The following is a 13,704-nucleotide window of genomic DNA, read 5'->3' as shown; positions in this document are numbered from 1 at the left end:
GCATTATAGTGAAGCGCCCGCAAACTGGCGATCAATCGCGCTTAAACGGTAGCCCAGATTGTACCCAGCCTCGGTTACGTCCGAAAAAATAGTGGACACTATTCTATGGGCAGGAAGAGAGGCCAGGAGAACTATCCTCGCGATTTCAAGCGTCAGATGGTTGCCCAGACGATGGTTGAGGGCGCGACGGTTGTCCGTGATGCCGACGGCAATCCAGACTTTCGTATTTGACGGAACCGGGATCATACCGCTTTCAGACCGGACGGTTGCGAATAGCTCCACAAAAGTGGAGTTAGATCATCCGTTCAGCAGCGCAAGATGCCCGGGCAAATGTGACGGCACCTGAGTTTTCAAGCCTTCGGGCACAGTGGACTTTCATCACCGCTGCAGAACCGTGCCCACCTTCATGACCTCAGCTTTTTGCAGTGCCAATTCAACCGCTGCTAGGTCGGCTATTGCAATTCCAGTAAAGAAAAACCCGGATCTTTGTGATCCTCTTGAACCCGGTGTGCCGCAGACCAATCTGGTCAGATCTCCGTCTGGCTTCACCCCGGTCACGTAGGGTTTCATATTGTGTAACGGGACATCATCGACCACTAGCTCATCAAAAGAGCCAAGACCGCTGGGAGTCCACGACCGACCGGCATCAACGGCAGCCACAAACGATGCCTCGGACAGGATCGACGCGTCCAAAAATGGCTTAAAACCGGGTCCGTCCGGAACGGAGGTCACGACAATATCAGCGCTTCGCAACACCTCTTGCCAGTCCGGCGTCACCAATGCCGTCAAGCCTTTCGAGCGGCACTCATCGGCCAGGCGGCAGCAACTGCCGCCTTCGCGGCCAAACAGGATTGCCTTTCTAAGGTCGAATTCAGACAGAAAAGCCTCCAGATGGAATGAAGCCTGCCGCCCAGCCCCGACAAAGCCAATGGTCTGGGCTTTGCGGCGGGGTGTAAGATACCGCGAGGCCAGCAGGGAGAGCGACGCCGTGCGAAGCCCGGTAATTTCTTCACATTCCAAAATGGCAACCGGATGCCCGGTATGCACGTCATGGACGTTTATCAGCCCCCCGAGATGCGGAAGGTTACGTGCGCTGTTGTCACGGGACAGGCCCAAGGTTTTGTGAACCGAAAATGCGGGATCTAACGCAGCCGCATGGAACGAAATCGACCGCGTCCCTTCATATGGGCTGATGGTTGAATTCGGATTGTTCCATGCTGCATTGTTCTGTTTCCTGCGCAGAATTTTGGCGATCGCATCAGCAATCTCGGAGTATGAAAGCCCCAGAGACTGAACGTCCGACTTGGAAAGATACCGCAGTTCACGCAGATTCATTTGCTTTGATTTCCGCAGCGGCTGGCAAGGTTCGCCCCTGACAGCCACCTGCTCAGGAGGGCAACTTTCAGTGGCCGAGGATCTGACTCAGGAACAGCTGAGTACGATCTGTTCGGGGGTTGTCAAAGAAGGATTCCGGCGGCTGCTCTTCAATTATCTCACCTGCATCCATGAACACGACGCGGTCCGCAACCTGGCGGGCAAACCCCATCTCATGTGTCACACAGATCATCGTGATCCCCGATTCTGCCAGTTCTGTCATCACTTCCAGCACCTCCGAAATCATCTCAGGGTCAAGCGCCGAGGTCGGTTCATCAAACAGCAGGATATTGGGGTTCATGCAAAGCGAACGGGCAATGGCGACCCGTTGCTGCTGTCCACCAGAAAGCTGCTTCGGATATTTTCCGGCTTGGTCGGGAATATGCACCCGGCCGAGGTAATTCATGGCAATCTCTTCCGCCTCGCGCCGGGGCATCTTCTTGACCCACATCGGCGCCAAGATGCAGTTTTCCAGAACGGTCAGATGGGGAAACAGGTTGAACTGCTGAAACACCATTCCAACATCGCTGACAGAAGGATCAACGCTTTTTGCATGCCCTTCAACCAGCTTGCCATGCACGTAGATCTCACCCTGCTGGTATTGCTCCAGCCGGTTTATGCACCGGATCAGCGTCGACTTGGCTGAGCCCGAAGGGCCGCAAATGACAATACGTTCCCCTTGGGCTACTGTCAGATTGATGTCCTTCAAGGCATGGAATTCGCCATACCATTTGTTTACATTCTTCATTTCGATGACAGCTTTTGCAGTCGCTTCGCTGTTGATCGGATTGGCTTGAAGTGGCTGGGTCATATTCATTCCTTACTTTCCCGGATCAACGCTTGTTTGATGCGCCGCCACCGACAACGTTTTCTAAGTGTTGACTGTATTTTGACATCGCAAAGCAGATGATAAAGTAGATGGCTGCGCCAAAGATCAGCGGCTCGTGATGCAGTCCGATCCAAGATGAGTTCCGGCCAATCGCCTTGAGCATCAGCAACATGTCATAAAGGCCAATGATTGAGACCAGCGTCGTATCCTTGAAAAGCGCGATGAAGTTGCTGACGATATTCGGGATCATCGCCTTGAGTGCCTGCGGCAGCACAACCAGGTACATGGTTCTCCAGTACCCAAGCCCGAGCGACTTGGCCGCTTCGGTTTGGCCGACGGCAACAACCTGCAACCCGCCCCTCACGGTCTCAGCCATATAAGCTGAGAAGAACAGACAGACACCGACGATGGCCTGTACCAGCTTGTTCAACTCAACACCCTGCGGCAGAAACAAGGGCACCATAGTCACAGCCATGAACAGGACGGTGATCAATGGGACAGAGCGCACAAGCTCAATGAAACTGACTGCCAAAACCTTGACCGCAGGCAATTCCGAACGCCGCGCCAGTGCCAGAAGGATGCCCATCGGCAGCGACACGGTGATCCCGATCCCAGCAATCACGAATGTCAGGAACAGACCGCCCCAGAGATTGGTTTTGACCTGCACAGGCTCCCACGATCCAAAAAATGCGTAGACAATAGCGAAGATCACAACAACCACTGTCGCCAGGGCATATTTATGCAGACGATCTGGTTTGTTGGTCATTCCCAACAGGGCCACAGCGGTTTTGGGCAACCCATTTCCGGTCAGCACACAAAGTACCGCATGCAGCCAGTTGCAGATCAATGTGGCAATCGCGCCGAGCAATGCGAATTGCATGAACCAGCCGCGCGCGCCTCCCGCAAACAAATAGCCAGCAAGGAACGGGAAGATCAGCACGGCAGAGATGCCAAACCACGCGCGTGCCTGTACTTTCTCCAGCCAGATCGGCAGCATCCAAAAGATCAGCAAACCAAAGGAGAGGTTAATCCGCCATTGCTCTTCGTCAGGATAACGGCCGTAGATGATACTGTTGTACCAGGCTGAGATGCCGGCCCAGCAGGCTCCATGCGGGCTTTGATCAAGACATTCGCGGCGGCTTGACGCCTCCCAAACGGCATCGGCCACGCCCCAGTGATACAGGCCGGTCACGGTTGTGTAGATTAAGTACAGGCCGATCAATGTGATCGCTGTGCTCAGCCAGGAATAAAACAGGTTTTCCCGCATCCAATGGATGGGACCAACCGTTTCCGAGGGCGGTGCCTTGGCAGGTTTCGGTTGGAAAATGATCGCGTCTGCGGACACGGGCGACGCTGTGGATTTAGGGGTATCTGACATCTTACCGCTCCTTCAGCTGAACGCGTTTGTTGTAGTAGTTGAGCAGGAGCGAGATCGTGATGCTGACCGAACAGTAGAAGATCATCACCATGGCAACGATTTCGACTGCATATCCCACCTGGTTCAGCGAGGTTTGCAAGAACAGGGCTACAAGGTCGGGAAAGCCGATTGCCACGGCAAGCGACGTGTTCTTGACGGCATTCATCCAGTTGCTGATAAGTTGCGGAACAATCGCGCGCAGCGCCTGCGGAAGAACTATCATCCGCATCGACCAACTTGACTTGATCCCAAGCGAAAAAGCCGCTTCTCCCTGCCCCGGGCTGACCGACATGATCCCGGCCCGCACGGCTTCGCCGATATAGGCGGCGTGATAGATCGACAGCGACAGAACCACCGCGCACATAGCTGGGGGAAAGGAGATCCCGCCAGTCAGGTTGAAGCCCTTCAAGACCGGGATTTCCCAATTCAGTGGTGCCCCGGTCAGCACAAAGACCGTCGCGGGAAACAGCACCAGTATTGCAGGCATAACGAGAGCCACTGGAAACCGTTGCCCAGTCAGAATGCGGCGCCTCCGCGCCCATATTCCCAACACGATCGCCGCAACAACAGCAATCGCAATCGCAAGTAATGTGACATTAAACCCATCCTGCGGCAGTGCGCGCGGAAAGTAGATGCCGCGGTTGTTAACTTGCAAAATCCCCAATCCGGCCACATCAACCCCGTCTTTTGGCCTAGGCAGGATCGAGAAGACCGCGAGGAACCAGAATAGAACCTGAATGAGTGCAGGTGTATTGCGTACAACCTCGACATAAACTGACGCCAGACGCGAGATCAGCCAGTTTCTTGACAGACGCGCAATGCCGATCAGGAAGCCAAGTCCGGTAGAGGCCGCAATCGCCATCGCGGCGACAATCAGTGTATTTGTGATCCCTATTACATACACCCGGGCGTAGCTGTCCCCGGGCTCATACGGCACCACCGACCAGGAAATATCGAACGGTGCTTCGATGTCGAGAAACCCGAACCCAGAGGCAAGCCCCAGGTTTTGCAGATTCCTCGATACGTTGTCGTAGAGATACCATCCCATCAATGCAACCACTCCGACGACAGCGCATTGATAGAAGATGCTCTTGATACCTGCAGCGGTAAAACGCTCTTTTCTGGGAGGTTTAACAGGCACGGTGCGGCTATGTGAAGTGGTTGCCATTGTTGGGTTCCTTTCAGATCAACGGAAAGGGGGTGAGAACATCAGACCGCCTTCGGTCCAAAGCGCATTAGCAGAACCTGCACGGGGAATACCCAGCGCCTCGGGACGACCATCACCCAAGTAGTGTTCGTAGATCTCACCGTAGTTGCCAACAGCTTTGATCGCATGCACAACCCAGTCCTTTGGAAGACCAAGGCCGGTGTTCAGCTCGCCTTCGGCGCCCAGGAAACGGGCAACAAGCGGGTTAGGCGGATTGGCTGCAATCTCTTCGACATTCGCCTGGGTGATGCCCAGTTCTTCGGCATTGATCAACGCAAATACGGTCCACTGAACGATGTCGCCCCACTGGTTGTCACCATTGCGAACCGCAGGTGTCAGTGGCTCTTTGCTCAGGATTTCCGGCAATACGACATGTTCGGACGGATCCGGGAAACCACGGGCTTCTGAGGCAAGAACCCCCTTGTCGGTGGTGATCGCATCACACCCGCCATTTAGGTAGGTTTCGTTGACGATAGCGGAATCGTCGAACGCAACAGCCTGAATATCCAGATTATTGGCTCGGCTGAAATCCTGAAGGGTCGCTTCCGAAGTGTGCCCGGTAATCACGCAAACCGTGGCACCTGTCAGATCAAAGGCACTCTTGATACCACTGTCTTTGCGCACAAGAAAACCTTGGCCATCGTGGAACACCGGTGCGGTAAAATCGATGCCCAGGGCTGCGTCACGACCAACAGTCCAGGTGGCCGTCCGGGAAAGCACATCAGATTCGCCATTGGCAAGAGATGTGAAGCGCACGGATGCTGAAACGGACTGGAACTCAACTTTGTTCGGGTCTCCGAAGATCGCAGCGGCCATTGCGCGGCAGACCGCTACATCGCTGCCTTCCCAGTCGCCACTTTCGAGCAGTTGATAAAACCCCGCACGCGGCGGCCCAACCTGGCAGTTGAGATGACCTCGGGCCTTTACGGTTTCAAGGGTGGATTGCGCAGCTGCAGGAGCCGCAATGCTAAGTCCCCCAGCCGCCATTGCTGTGCAGGATAGCATTGAAAACAGGTTCTTCATTTTCCCCTCCGTTGGAAGAATTCATGTTCATTACCCAAATGACAGCTCGAAGCTCAGCTCACTAAATTCACTGAATGGTCTGAGCATTTTCCTGGTCTGGTGTTTGCTCGAGACAGCCCTCAGTGAAGTTCTGCTGGCCTTGGCAGCCGATGGTGTAGAAAAGGTTACCGCCCGTTCACCATCCAAACCAATGCTTGCTGCTATCAAGTCTATGCATTATTGATATGAAGCGAGCTCCACGTTGGGTCCTGAGCGGATCGTGGACCTTCCGGACGTCCCTAACTTGAAAGCTCTCTGGCAATGTCGATACGTATCAACGACAGAATGATTGAAGCATTCAGAGCGGTCGTAACAGTCGGCACCGCAACCGCCGCTGCAGAGATAATGAACACCAGCCAATCCTCAATCAGCCGGTCGATCCTGCGGCTGGAGGAAATTACCAAGGTGCGCCTTTTTGATCGCGTTAAGGGTCGCCTTCACCTAACGCAGGAAGGTCAAGTTCTCTATGAGGAAGTGGAGAGCTCTTATGTTGGGTTGGAGCGAATCCAACAGACTGCGACCGCGCTGCGCCTCAAACAAAAAGGGCACGTGGGCATCGTTTGTGCGCCCGTTTTATCATATGGATTCATTTCGGACGCGGTGGCCCTCTTCTGCGAAGAGTTCCCGGAAGTAAGCGTTTCTGTCGAAACCAGACGGTCAAATATCATTGCGGAAATGATGTCTGCGCAACGATTTGATCTCGCTTTGGCCGAATACAGCAGCGACCCTCCAGGAGTTGCCACTGAGATTTTTGCAGAGCCGGATTTGGTCTGTATTTTCCCGAAGGGACACCGGTTCGAGAACATCGAAACGCTGTCCCTGAAGGACCTTGCAGACGAGCCTTTGATTGTCTTTCCGCCTCACGACGCTCACAGGAAGAGAATGGATGATGCCTTTGCAGAGATTGGTATAGACCCATTTGTGCGTGTTGAAACACCAATGTCTACAACTGTTGCTTCGATGGTTGCGAAGGGGGTGGGCGTTGCTGTTGTGAGCGTTTTTACTGCGAAGAGCTTTCCCAAGGATCACCAGATTGGCGTGCGCCCGATGACAGGTGCAGGCAAGTTTACTGTCAAACTGTGGCGACCGCTTCATAGACCGACATCAACGATAGTCGATTCATTTTTGAGCCATCTGTTCAACTGTAGAGACAAATACATTCAAAGTGGCCCTGCCCCGTGAAACCGGCCCGGAGTGAGCTACCCTCCGTAATCCGGACACTCACGTAAGCTGCAATTTTCTGTCTGCTGATCTTCAACACGAAGGAGATCAGATTTGTCGAAACGGAAGCAACACCATCCAGATTTCAAGGCCAAGGTGGCGTTACAAGCGCTGAAAGGCGAAAAAACGGTCAGCGAACTGGCAAGCCGATTTGGGGTGCATCCCACGATGGTCCATCAATGGAAGCGGGCTCTGCATGAAGGCGCGTCTGGCGTGTTAGAGCGCGACAGTCGGAAGGCACCTGAAGTCGATGAAGAACAAGTCAAAGACCTGCACGCCAAGAGTAAGCGCTTCGGCGCCCCCCTACACGGCGCGGCTTGACGAGAGAGAGAAGTTCCAGGGCATAAGGTCGTCGATGCGGCTTTTGGGATGACCGTCGAGCAACGCGCGCAGCGTGTCGGAGAGGTAGCTGACCGGATCGACGTCGCACATTTTGCAGTTCGCGATCAGGCTGGCGAGCAATGCCCAGTTTTCAGCACCAACCTCATGCCCGGCGAAGAGCGCATTTTTCCGTGTTAGAGCAATTTTCCTGATCTGGTTCTCGACCGGGTTGGTGTCCAGTTCCAGACGGCCATCTTCCAGGAACCGCGTCAGTCCGGGCCAACGCGTCAGGGTGTAGCGGATGTCCTCGGCAAGCTTGGACGAACGCGGAATGCGCGACAGCTGCGCCTCGAGCCAGGGCCTGAAGGCCGCGATGACCGGCGCGGAGAGTGCGCGCCGGGCGGCAAGCCGGGCTTCAGCAGGCAGGCCGCGCACGGATTTCTCGACGGCATAGAGCTCGGCAATCTGGCGCAGAGCTTCCTCTGCAATCGGTGAGCCGCCCTTTTCGAGCCGCTTCACAAAGCGCCGGCGCACATGCGTCCAGCAATGGACGAGCATCCATGGGCCCTCGGCCCGGTCGACCTTGGTGAGCTTATCATAGGCTTCATAGCCGTCGCATTGCACGAATTGCCCGCGATAGCCCTCGAGGAAACGGAGCGCATGCACGGCGCCCCGGCCGGGCGCGTAGTGGAACATCACCACGGGCGGGTCGGCACCGCCATGGCCCCGGTCATCGGCAACGATGGCCCAAAAATAGCCGGTCTTCGTTTTTCGCCGCCCAGGATCGAGTACCGGCGCGCGGGTTTCATCCATGAATACCCGGTCCGCGCCCTTCAGCCGCTCCTTCAGGTGATCTGCAATGGGGCGCAGGTGGAAACAGGCGCGCCCCACCCAATTGCCAAGCGTCGCCCGGTCCAGCGTGATCCCTTGCCGAGTGTAGATTTCCGCTTGGCGGTAAAATGGAAGGTGGTCGCCGAACTTGGCCACCATGACCTGTGCGATCAGCGCTTCGGTGGGCAGGCCGCCGGGCACGACATGTTCCGGCGCATGCGCCTGGACCACCGCGCCGGAACAGCGGCGGCAGGCATATTTGGGGCGCCGTGTGACCAGCACGCGGAGCTGGGCGGGCACAACGTCCAGCCGTTCGGAAACATCCTCGCCGATCCTGGCCATCTCGCCGCATCCGCAGGGGCACAACGTGCTCTGTGGCTCGATGATCCGCTCCACGCGGGGCAGATGCTTTGGGAGATGCCCGCGGTTGCGGTTCGGCGGGCCGCTCTCGGCAACGCCTTGCCCCTTCAGCGCGCGCCGCGCCTTCTCCTGCGCCGCTTCCAGCACGCCCTGTGCCAGTTCCACATCTTCAAGCGGCAGATTGAACTGCTCCGGATCGAGCTTTTCGGATTTCCGCCCGAACGTCTCCCGGCGCAGCTCGCTGACAATGCTCTCCAGCCGTTTCTGGGCCTCAACCGCATCCGCCAGCGCCGCCTCGGTCTCGGCGAGGCGGGCCTTCAGACGGGCGTTTTCTTCGGCCAGGGCGGTGTCGGTCATGGCTGCGATCAAGCACATGGGCGAGATTGCCACCACCGTCAAAACAAGGCTGAGTCACTCAGCCGCAGCTATCCTGCCAGTTCCGGCCGCCGCACGCGCTCGGGGCGGACAAGCCGCCAGTCGAGCCCCTCGAACAGAGCCGAGAACTGCGCGGGAGACATCTTCATCACACCGTCCTGTGCCTTGGGCCAGACGAACTTCGCGCCTTCCAGGCGCTTGTGGACCAGCACGATACCGGTCTGGTCCCAGACCAGGACCTTGATGCGGTCGGCCCGTTTGGCGCGGAATACGAAAGCCGCGCCGCTGAACGGGTCGAGTCCCATCGTCTCCTGAACCAGCAGCGCCAGGCCGTCTATGCCCTTCCGGAAATCCGTCGGGCGCGTGGCTACGTAGATGCGCAGCCCACCAGCCGGCGAGATCATTGTGTTGCCGCCCGGATCGCGCGGATCATCCGGGTCAAATGCGCTTCGCCGATGTCCGGCGGCACCCGCAGGGTCACGCCGTCCACCACCATCTCGATCCTGCTGGACTTAGCCGCGCCGCCGCGCCGTTTCGGGCTGGGCTCAGGTCGCGCCGGCTTCGGCTCCACAACAAGCGCCGCGAACATCGGTTCGGCAGCCGTCTCTGCGGGCAGAGCCAGCGCGCCGGCCATCAGCTTCTTGCGCCAATCATAGACCTGCCAGCGGGTCACCGCGTGCCGCCGCGCAACATCAGCAACCTTTGTTCCGGGCACCATGCTTTCCACAGCGATCCGCGCCCGCTCAGCCTCGCTTCGGAAACGCCGGCCCGACCGTCCTTCAAAAACTTCCATCCTGCCCGCGTAGCCATCCGTTGAGCCGTCTAAAGAGACGTCCATTTTGCCGTCCTATCCTGTCTCACTTCGACAGCAGGACTCGCACAGCCAGCGTCAGCGCGGCAGGAGGGGATCGACGAAGCGCTTACCGCCAAGATCGGGCAGTGGCGATATCGGGGAGTGGCGATATCGGCCTCGGGTCGGAAGCTACCACGCAGCAGACCATAGGAATGTAGCTGCCGCAGCCATCCGGCGTCGCTGATATCGGTTTTGCGGCCCGGAACGTTCTTGGGTAATCGCTGTCCCGGCCCCACGTTGTAGCGCCTATCCCGTGCTGCGAGATCTTGCACATCTCACAGTGGGGAGTGCGTTTCGCAATGTGCGCTACAAATTCGTTTCTCAAATCGTTGGGCGTGGAAATCTACGCGTCGGGTCACCGGCGTTGGCCGGATGAAGCCAAGGCCCGGGCTGTGGCGGATACCCACGCGCTGTCTCAACCAAATCGTATTGCCGGCGCTGACTCTCCAGATTGACCATGACCTGGGTTTGGGTCGATTGCCGGACATAAACAACGGCCCGGCGCTGCAGAAGGGCGGGCGGCAGCGAAGCGCCATGTTCAACGCTCATCTTCCACCTCCTCCGGATTGGCCCCGGCGGCCGCCAGCAGCAATTGCGCCAGCACCGTCAGAGCGGTTGTCCAGTCCTCCTCCGAAAGTCTCGCTATTGGGTTCGGTTGAAATGGCAGGGGCAACTGTGCCTGTTCTATTCGATGCTTCGGGATCATGCTCGGCCTTCATTGCCGATCCTTCATCGACAAATTCTCGCCGGAACCCCAGAGATCTGAGAACTGCATGCAGATCAACCAAAGCAACGGTCGAGACCATCGGTGACCCAAGTGTCATCACTGAACACGCCGAAGCGTCTAGGACCCAGGCCGGCGACATGACCGCGACCCCGGGATCGCGTTCCAGCGCAACATACTGGCCGTCACCCCGCCGCAGGGCGCGAAAAACCGTTACATCTGATCCGAAATAGGCATGCCATCGATAATGAACGCGACAAGTCTGCCCGACATGGGCAGAATGAACGGGAACTGGCCCTCACAAGAAAGAACGCGCTATTCGCCGGCCATGATGAAGGCGGCCGCGCCTGGGGCCGCATCGCTTCGCTCATCGCCACGGCAAAGATCAACGGCGCCGAGCCCTTCGCCTACCTCAAGGCCACCCTCGAAGCCATCGCTGCAGGTCACCCCGCTAACCGGCTCGATGAACTCCTCCCCTGGAACTTCCAGCTGTCAAGCTGATCCAGGGTGAGGTGGAGACGCCGCTTACGTTCTTGGCATAGCGGGCATTCACAAGGATGACCTCGAAGCCGTGCGCCTCCAGGATCTCAAAGGCCGGTATCCAGTAAACGCCGGTCGACTCCATCGCCACGGTGGTAACACCGCACGACCGGAACCATGCGGCAAGGTCGTCCAGGTCTGGGTGAACGTCCCGAAGGCGCGCACCGACATGGTATCAGTGTCAGGGTTTACAGCTGCCATGTGCATGGTCGAGCCGATATCAACCGCCGCCGCATTGGAGTTGACCTTCTTAAGATCCGGGTGGTCGCTGGTCTTGGGCTTTGTCATGACATCTCCTCCGTTCAAACCGAAGGACGTGGGCCATGCAAGTTCGTCATCTTCCTAACCGGGATCGCCGCAAAGGCGGCGTCACCACTCTCAAGTGCGCATCAGCCCATGTGCCACGTTTTTTAACGGGGTCAGACCCTCCAATAAGCCATCGGCAACTGCCCTTCGGGCAAAGTATAGCACGAGCTGTTTATAGCGCGCACAGGCGAGCGGTGGCCCGGAACCGTTTTTTAGATATCGCGCTCCCCAGAAACGCGGGACAGTTCCTTCTTCAAGCGTTTGATCTCTGAGGCCTGTTCTGTGTTCTCCTTGATCTGTTTGCGCGGCTGGGAAAACTGGGCTTTCCACGTATCAACGTGACTTGGTGCCGATCCCAAGACGCTCCGACACCTCAGCAACTGAATATCCGCGGTCCACTACCTGTGCGACCGCATCACGCTTGAACTCATCTGTAAATCTAATCCCTGACATCACTGTCTTCTTGCTTCCAAAATCACCAAGCAAGGCGTCTAAGAAACGAGGGGCTATTCAATTGCCCAGTCAGCCTGCCAGGACAAAAGGGCCTGAATCAGCAACTCCGCAATTCCTTTCGCAATATTTTGCCAACCGAACTTTTGGGCAGTTCCTCGAGGAAATGGACTTGGGTCGGCACCTTATAGGCGGTGAGATTGGCGCGGCAGTACTCGATGACCATTTCTTCTGTGACGGCGGGGTCGGCCCGCTTCACAAAAGCGGCAGGGCTTTCACCGCGGGTAGGATGCGCTTCACCGACAACGGCAACTTCAGCCACACCTGGCATGGATTGTATCACCGCCTCCAGCTCGTTCGGGTAAACATTGAAACCGCTGACCAGAATCATATCCTTTTTGCGGTCGACAATGGCGAGATGACCTTCAGCATCCATTGTGACAATATCGCCAGTCGCCATCCAGCCATCGGCAAAGGTCTCGGCGGATGCGTCAGGGCGGTTCAAGTATGCAGTCGCGATATTGGGACCGCGGACATGCAGCTCGCCAGCCTCGCCGATCCCAACCGGCGCGCCGTCTGAACGGGTGATTTTGATATCCAGCCCCGGCACCGGCCGTCCGGCAGTGCCGGGTTTGTCGCTGCCGTCCAGAGGGCTGAGCGCGATCATGCAAGTGGTTTCCGTCATGCCGTAGCCTTCGACAATCGGGCCGATTTGCTCGCTCCAGCGGCGGGCAGTATCCGGCCGCAACGAGGTGCCGCCGCCAATGGCCAATCCGATCTGCGGCGGAGTCTGCTGGAACCAATCCTGAGCCATCAGCCCGTTGAACAATGTATCGACCCCGGTTAGCCAATCAATTTCATAGTTGTCGAAGGCCGGTTTCAGATTGGCAATCGGATTGGGGTTGGGAATCAGCACATTGCGGCCCGAAGCAGCGGTGAAGTGCATGAGATTCACGATCAAAGCGAAAATATGATAGTAAGGGATCACCGTCAGGATGGACATCTGCCCATGGTCCGTTTTCTGCATTGCGCCATGCACACAGGCGTTCAGCATCTCCAGAACATGGGTGACATTGTCGTGGGTCAGTTCGGCACCCTTGCTTACACCTGTGGTTCCACCGGTATATTGCAGAAAGGCCGCTGATCCGGGGTCAATCTGTGACAGATCATAACGGATCTCGCCATGAGCCATCCCCTGTGCCAATGCGTCTTCGAACGGCACATGGTCAAAGGAATACTCCGGAACAAGTTTGGCAACATCCGTGATTGTATGGCGGAGAGCATCAGAGGCGGCCTGCGGGAAAAACTCCCAAAGTGCAGCAATCACAACCTGTTCAACGGCCGTGTCCTTCAGCGCGGTTTGAAGCCGGTCGGCAAACAGATTGAAGCCAAACAGCACCTTTGCCCCGGAATCCTGCAGCTGATGCACGATCTCGCGCGGCGTATAAAGCGGGTTGAGGTTCGTGACTTTCAGGCCGGCCTTCATGGCTCCAAACAAGATGACCGGGTAGTGGATCGAGTTGGGCAACTGGATCGCGACCACATCACCCGGAAAGAGGCCAAGATCCTCGCGCAGGTAGCAGGCGATGGCGTCGGACGCGCGCCCGATCTCAGCATAGGTTTTGTCCAGGCAATGGCCGCTGGGAAGAACCAGCGAAAAGCCGACCCGTTCCGGCGTGCTGCGTACCGCTGTGTCAAGAATGTCAGATACACGCTGGTAACGCCGGGTTTGGTGATCATAGCCGCGAATGTCCGGGGCATAGTGTTCCGCCCAGAACCTGTTGTTACCATCAATTTTCTGCGTGTTTTCCACTGTAGCTTCTGGCTGTTGCAT

At 57.1% G+C, this 13,704-nt stretch carries 13 protein-coding genes and 2 pseudogenes; 3 read left to right on the top strand and 12 right to left on the bottom strand.

What is annotated here, in order from left to right:
* Positions 1 to 378: 378 nt before the first annotated feature.
* The 5 genes from K3555_RS04395 to K3555_RS04375 form a co-directional block, all read right to left on the bottom strand.
* A complete protein-coding gene (locus tag K3555_RS04395) occupies positions 379 to 1,335 on the bottom strand; it encodes a hypothetical protein (RefSeq protein ID WP_260007520.1) in 957 nt (318 codons plus the stop codon).
* A gap of 67 nt (positions 1,336 to 1,402) precedes the next feature.
* Entirely contained in the window at positions 1,403 to 2,122 is a 720-nt protein-coding gene (locus K3555_RS04390; protein ID WP_260008484.1) for an amino acid ABC transporter ATP-binding protein, read from the bottom strand.
* Positions 2,123 to 2,207: 85 nt separating this feature from the next.
* Positions 2,208 to 3,548: an amino acid ABC transporter permease gene (locus tag K3555_RS04385; RefSeq protein WP_260007519.1), complete on the bottom strand. Its 1,341-nt coding sequence runs from the start codon at positions 3,546 to 3,548 to the stop codon at positions 2,208 to 2,210.
* A 34-nt stretch (positions 3,549 to 3,582) separates the two neighbouring features.
* Positions 3,583 to 4,788, bottom strand: a complete 1,206-nt coding sequence (locus K3555_RS04380) for an amino acid ABC transporter permease (RefSeq protein WP_260007518.1) — start codon at positions 4,786 to 4,788, stop codon at positions 3,583 to 3,585.
* Positions 4,789 to 4,806: 18 nt separating this feature from the next.
* Positions 4,807 to 5,850: an amino acid ABC transporter substrate-binding protein gene (locus tag K3555_RS04375; protein ID WP_260007517.1), complete on the bottom strand. Its 1,044-nt coding sequence runs from the start codon at positions 5,848 to 5,850 to the stop codon at positions 4,807 to 4,809.
* Positions 5,851 to 6,150: 300 nt separating this feature from the next.
* Here K3555_RS04375 and K3555_RS04370 point away from each other — a divergent pair, with 300 nt between their 5' ends.
* Entirely contained in the window at positions 6,151 to 7,071 is a 921-nt protein-coding gene (locus tag K3555_RS04370; RefSeq protein ID WP_102859033.1) for a LysR substrate-binding domain-containing protein, read from the top strand.
* A 93-nt stretch (positions 7,072 to 7,164) separates the two neighbouring features.
* Entirely contained in the window at positions 7,165 to 7,431 is a 267-nt protein-coding gene (locus K3555_RS04365; RefSeq protein WP_260007516.1) for a transposase, read from the top strand.
* Here K3555_RS04365 and tnpC read toward each other — a convergent pair.
* From tnpC to K3555_RS04345, 4 genes are all read right to left on the bottom strand, one after another.
* Entirely contained in the window at positions 7,414 to 8,979 is a 1,566-nt protein-coding gene (gene tnpC / locus K3555_RS04360; RefSeq protein ID WP_260005211.1) for an IS66 family transposase, read from the bottom strand. The two genes, K3555_RS04365 and tnpC, sit on opposite strands and share 18 nt — an antisense overlap.
* Positions 8,980 to 9,047: 68 nt before the next feature.
* On the bottom strand, positions 9,048 to 9,401 hold the full coding sequence (gene tnpB, locus K3555_RS04355) for an IS66 family insertion sequence element accessory protein TnpB (protein ID WP_260005213.1): 354 nt from the start codon (positions 9,399 to 9,401) through the stop codon (positions 9,048 to 9,050).
* Positions 9,398 to 9,835 (bottom strand): IS66-like element accessory protein TnpA, encoded by a 438-nt coding sequence (gene tnpA / locus K3555_RS04350; protein ID WP_260005214.1) that lies wholly within the window; start codon positions 9,833 to 9,835, stop codon positions 9,398 to 9,400. Before tnpA ends, tnpB begins: the two co-directional genes overlap by 4 nt.
* 553 nt (positions 9,836 to 10,388) lie before the next feature.
* A complete protein-coding gene (locus K3555_RS04345; RefSeq protein ID WP_260007515.1) occupies positions 10,389 to 10,556 on the bottom strand; it encodes a hypothetical protein in 168 nt (55 codons plus the stop codon).
* A 303-nt stretch (positions 10,557 to 10,859) separates the two neighbouring features.
* Between K3555_RS04345 and K3555_RS04340 the strand changes: the two are divergent.
* Positions 10,860 to 11,075: pseudogene (locus K3555_RS04340) on the top strand (transposase domain-containing protein); the annotation flags it as partial.
* Here the strand turns inward: K3555_RS04340 and K3555_RS24950 are convergent.
* The 3 genes and pseudogenes from K3555_RS24950 to K3555_RS04325 all read right to left on the bottom strand — a co-directional run bounded on the left by K3555_RS24950 (position 11,026) and on the right by K3555_RS04325 (position 13,704).
* Entirely contained in the window at positions 11,026 to 11,199 is a 174-nt protein-coding gene (locus K3555_RS24950; protein WP_409201690.1) for a hypothetical protein, read from the bottom strand. The pseudogene K3555_RS04340 and the gene K3555_RS24950 sit on opposite strands and share 50 nt — an antisense overlap.
* A gap of 565 nt (positions 11,200 to 11,764) precedes the next feature.
* A pseudogene (locus K3555_RS04330) lies at positions 11,765 to 11,873 on the bottom strand (transposase); the annotation flags it as partial.
* Positions 11,874 to 11,970: 97 nt separating this feature from the next.
* Positions 11,971 to 13,704, bottom strand: a complete 1,734-nt coding sequence (locus tag K3555_RS04325) for an AMP-binding protein (RefSeq protein ID WP_260007514.1) — start codon at positions 13,702 to 13,704, stop codon at positions 11,971 to 11,973.

Source organism: Leisingera sp. M527, assembly GCF_025141525.1.
Classification (GTDB): domain Bacteria; phylum Pseudomonadota; class Alphaproteobacteria; order Rhodobacterales; family Rhodobacteraceae; genus Leisingera.
This window is presented reverse-complemented; position numbering and strand designations above follow the sequence as displayed.

Bases quoted from the DNA above. Each gene is read 5' to 3' on its own strand.
- tnpA (WP_260005214.1), bottom strand. From the start codon at position 9,835: ATGGACGTCTCTTTAGACGGCTCAACGGATGGCTACGCGGGCAGGATG.
- K3555_RS04345 (WP_260007515.1), bottom strand. From the start codon at position 10,556: ATGATCCCGAAGCATCGAATAGAACAGGCACAGTTGCCCCTGCCATTT.
- tnpC (WP_260005211.1), bottom strand. From the start codon at position 8,979: ATGACCGACACCGCCCTGGCCGAAGAAAACGCCCGTCTGAAGGCCCGC.
- K3555_RS24950 (WP_409201690.1), bottom strand. From the start codon at position 11,199: ATGGAGTCGACCGGCGTTTACTGGATACCGGCCTTTGAGATCCTGGAG.
- K3555_RS04395 (WP_260007520.1), bottom strand. From the start codon at position 1,335: ATGAATCTGCGTGAACTGCGGTATCTTTCCAAGTCGGACGTTCAGTCT.
- K3555_RS04380 (WP_260007518.1), bottom strand. From the start codon at position 4,788: ATGGCAACCACTTCACATAGCCGCACCGTGCCTGTTAAACCTCCCAGA.
- K3555_RS04325 (WP_260007514.1), bottom strand. From the start codon at position 13,704: ATGCAACAGCCAGAAGCTACAGTGGAAAACACGCAGAAAATTGATGGT.
- tnpB (WP_260005213.1), bottom strand. From the start codon at position 9,401: ATGATCTCGCCGGCTGGTGGGCTGCGCATCTACGTAGCCACGCGCCCG.
- K3555_RS04370 (WP_102859033.1), top strand. From the start codon at position 6,151: ATGTCGATACGTATCAACGACAGAATGATTGAAGCATTCAGAGCGGTC.
- K3555_RS04375 (WP_260007517.1), bottom strand. From the start codon at position 5,850: ATGAAGAACCTGTTTTCAATGCTATCCTGCACAGCAATGGCGGCTGGG.
- K3555_RS04390 (WP_260008484.1), bottom strand. From the start codon at position 2,122: ATGAAGAATGTAAACAAATGGTATGGCGAATTCCATGCCTTGAAGGAC.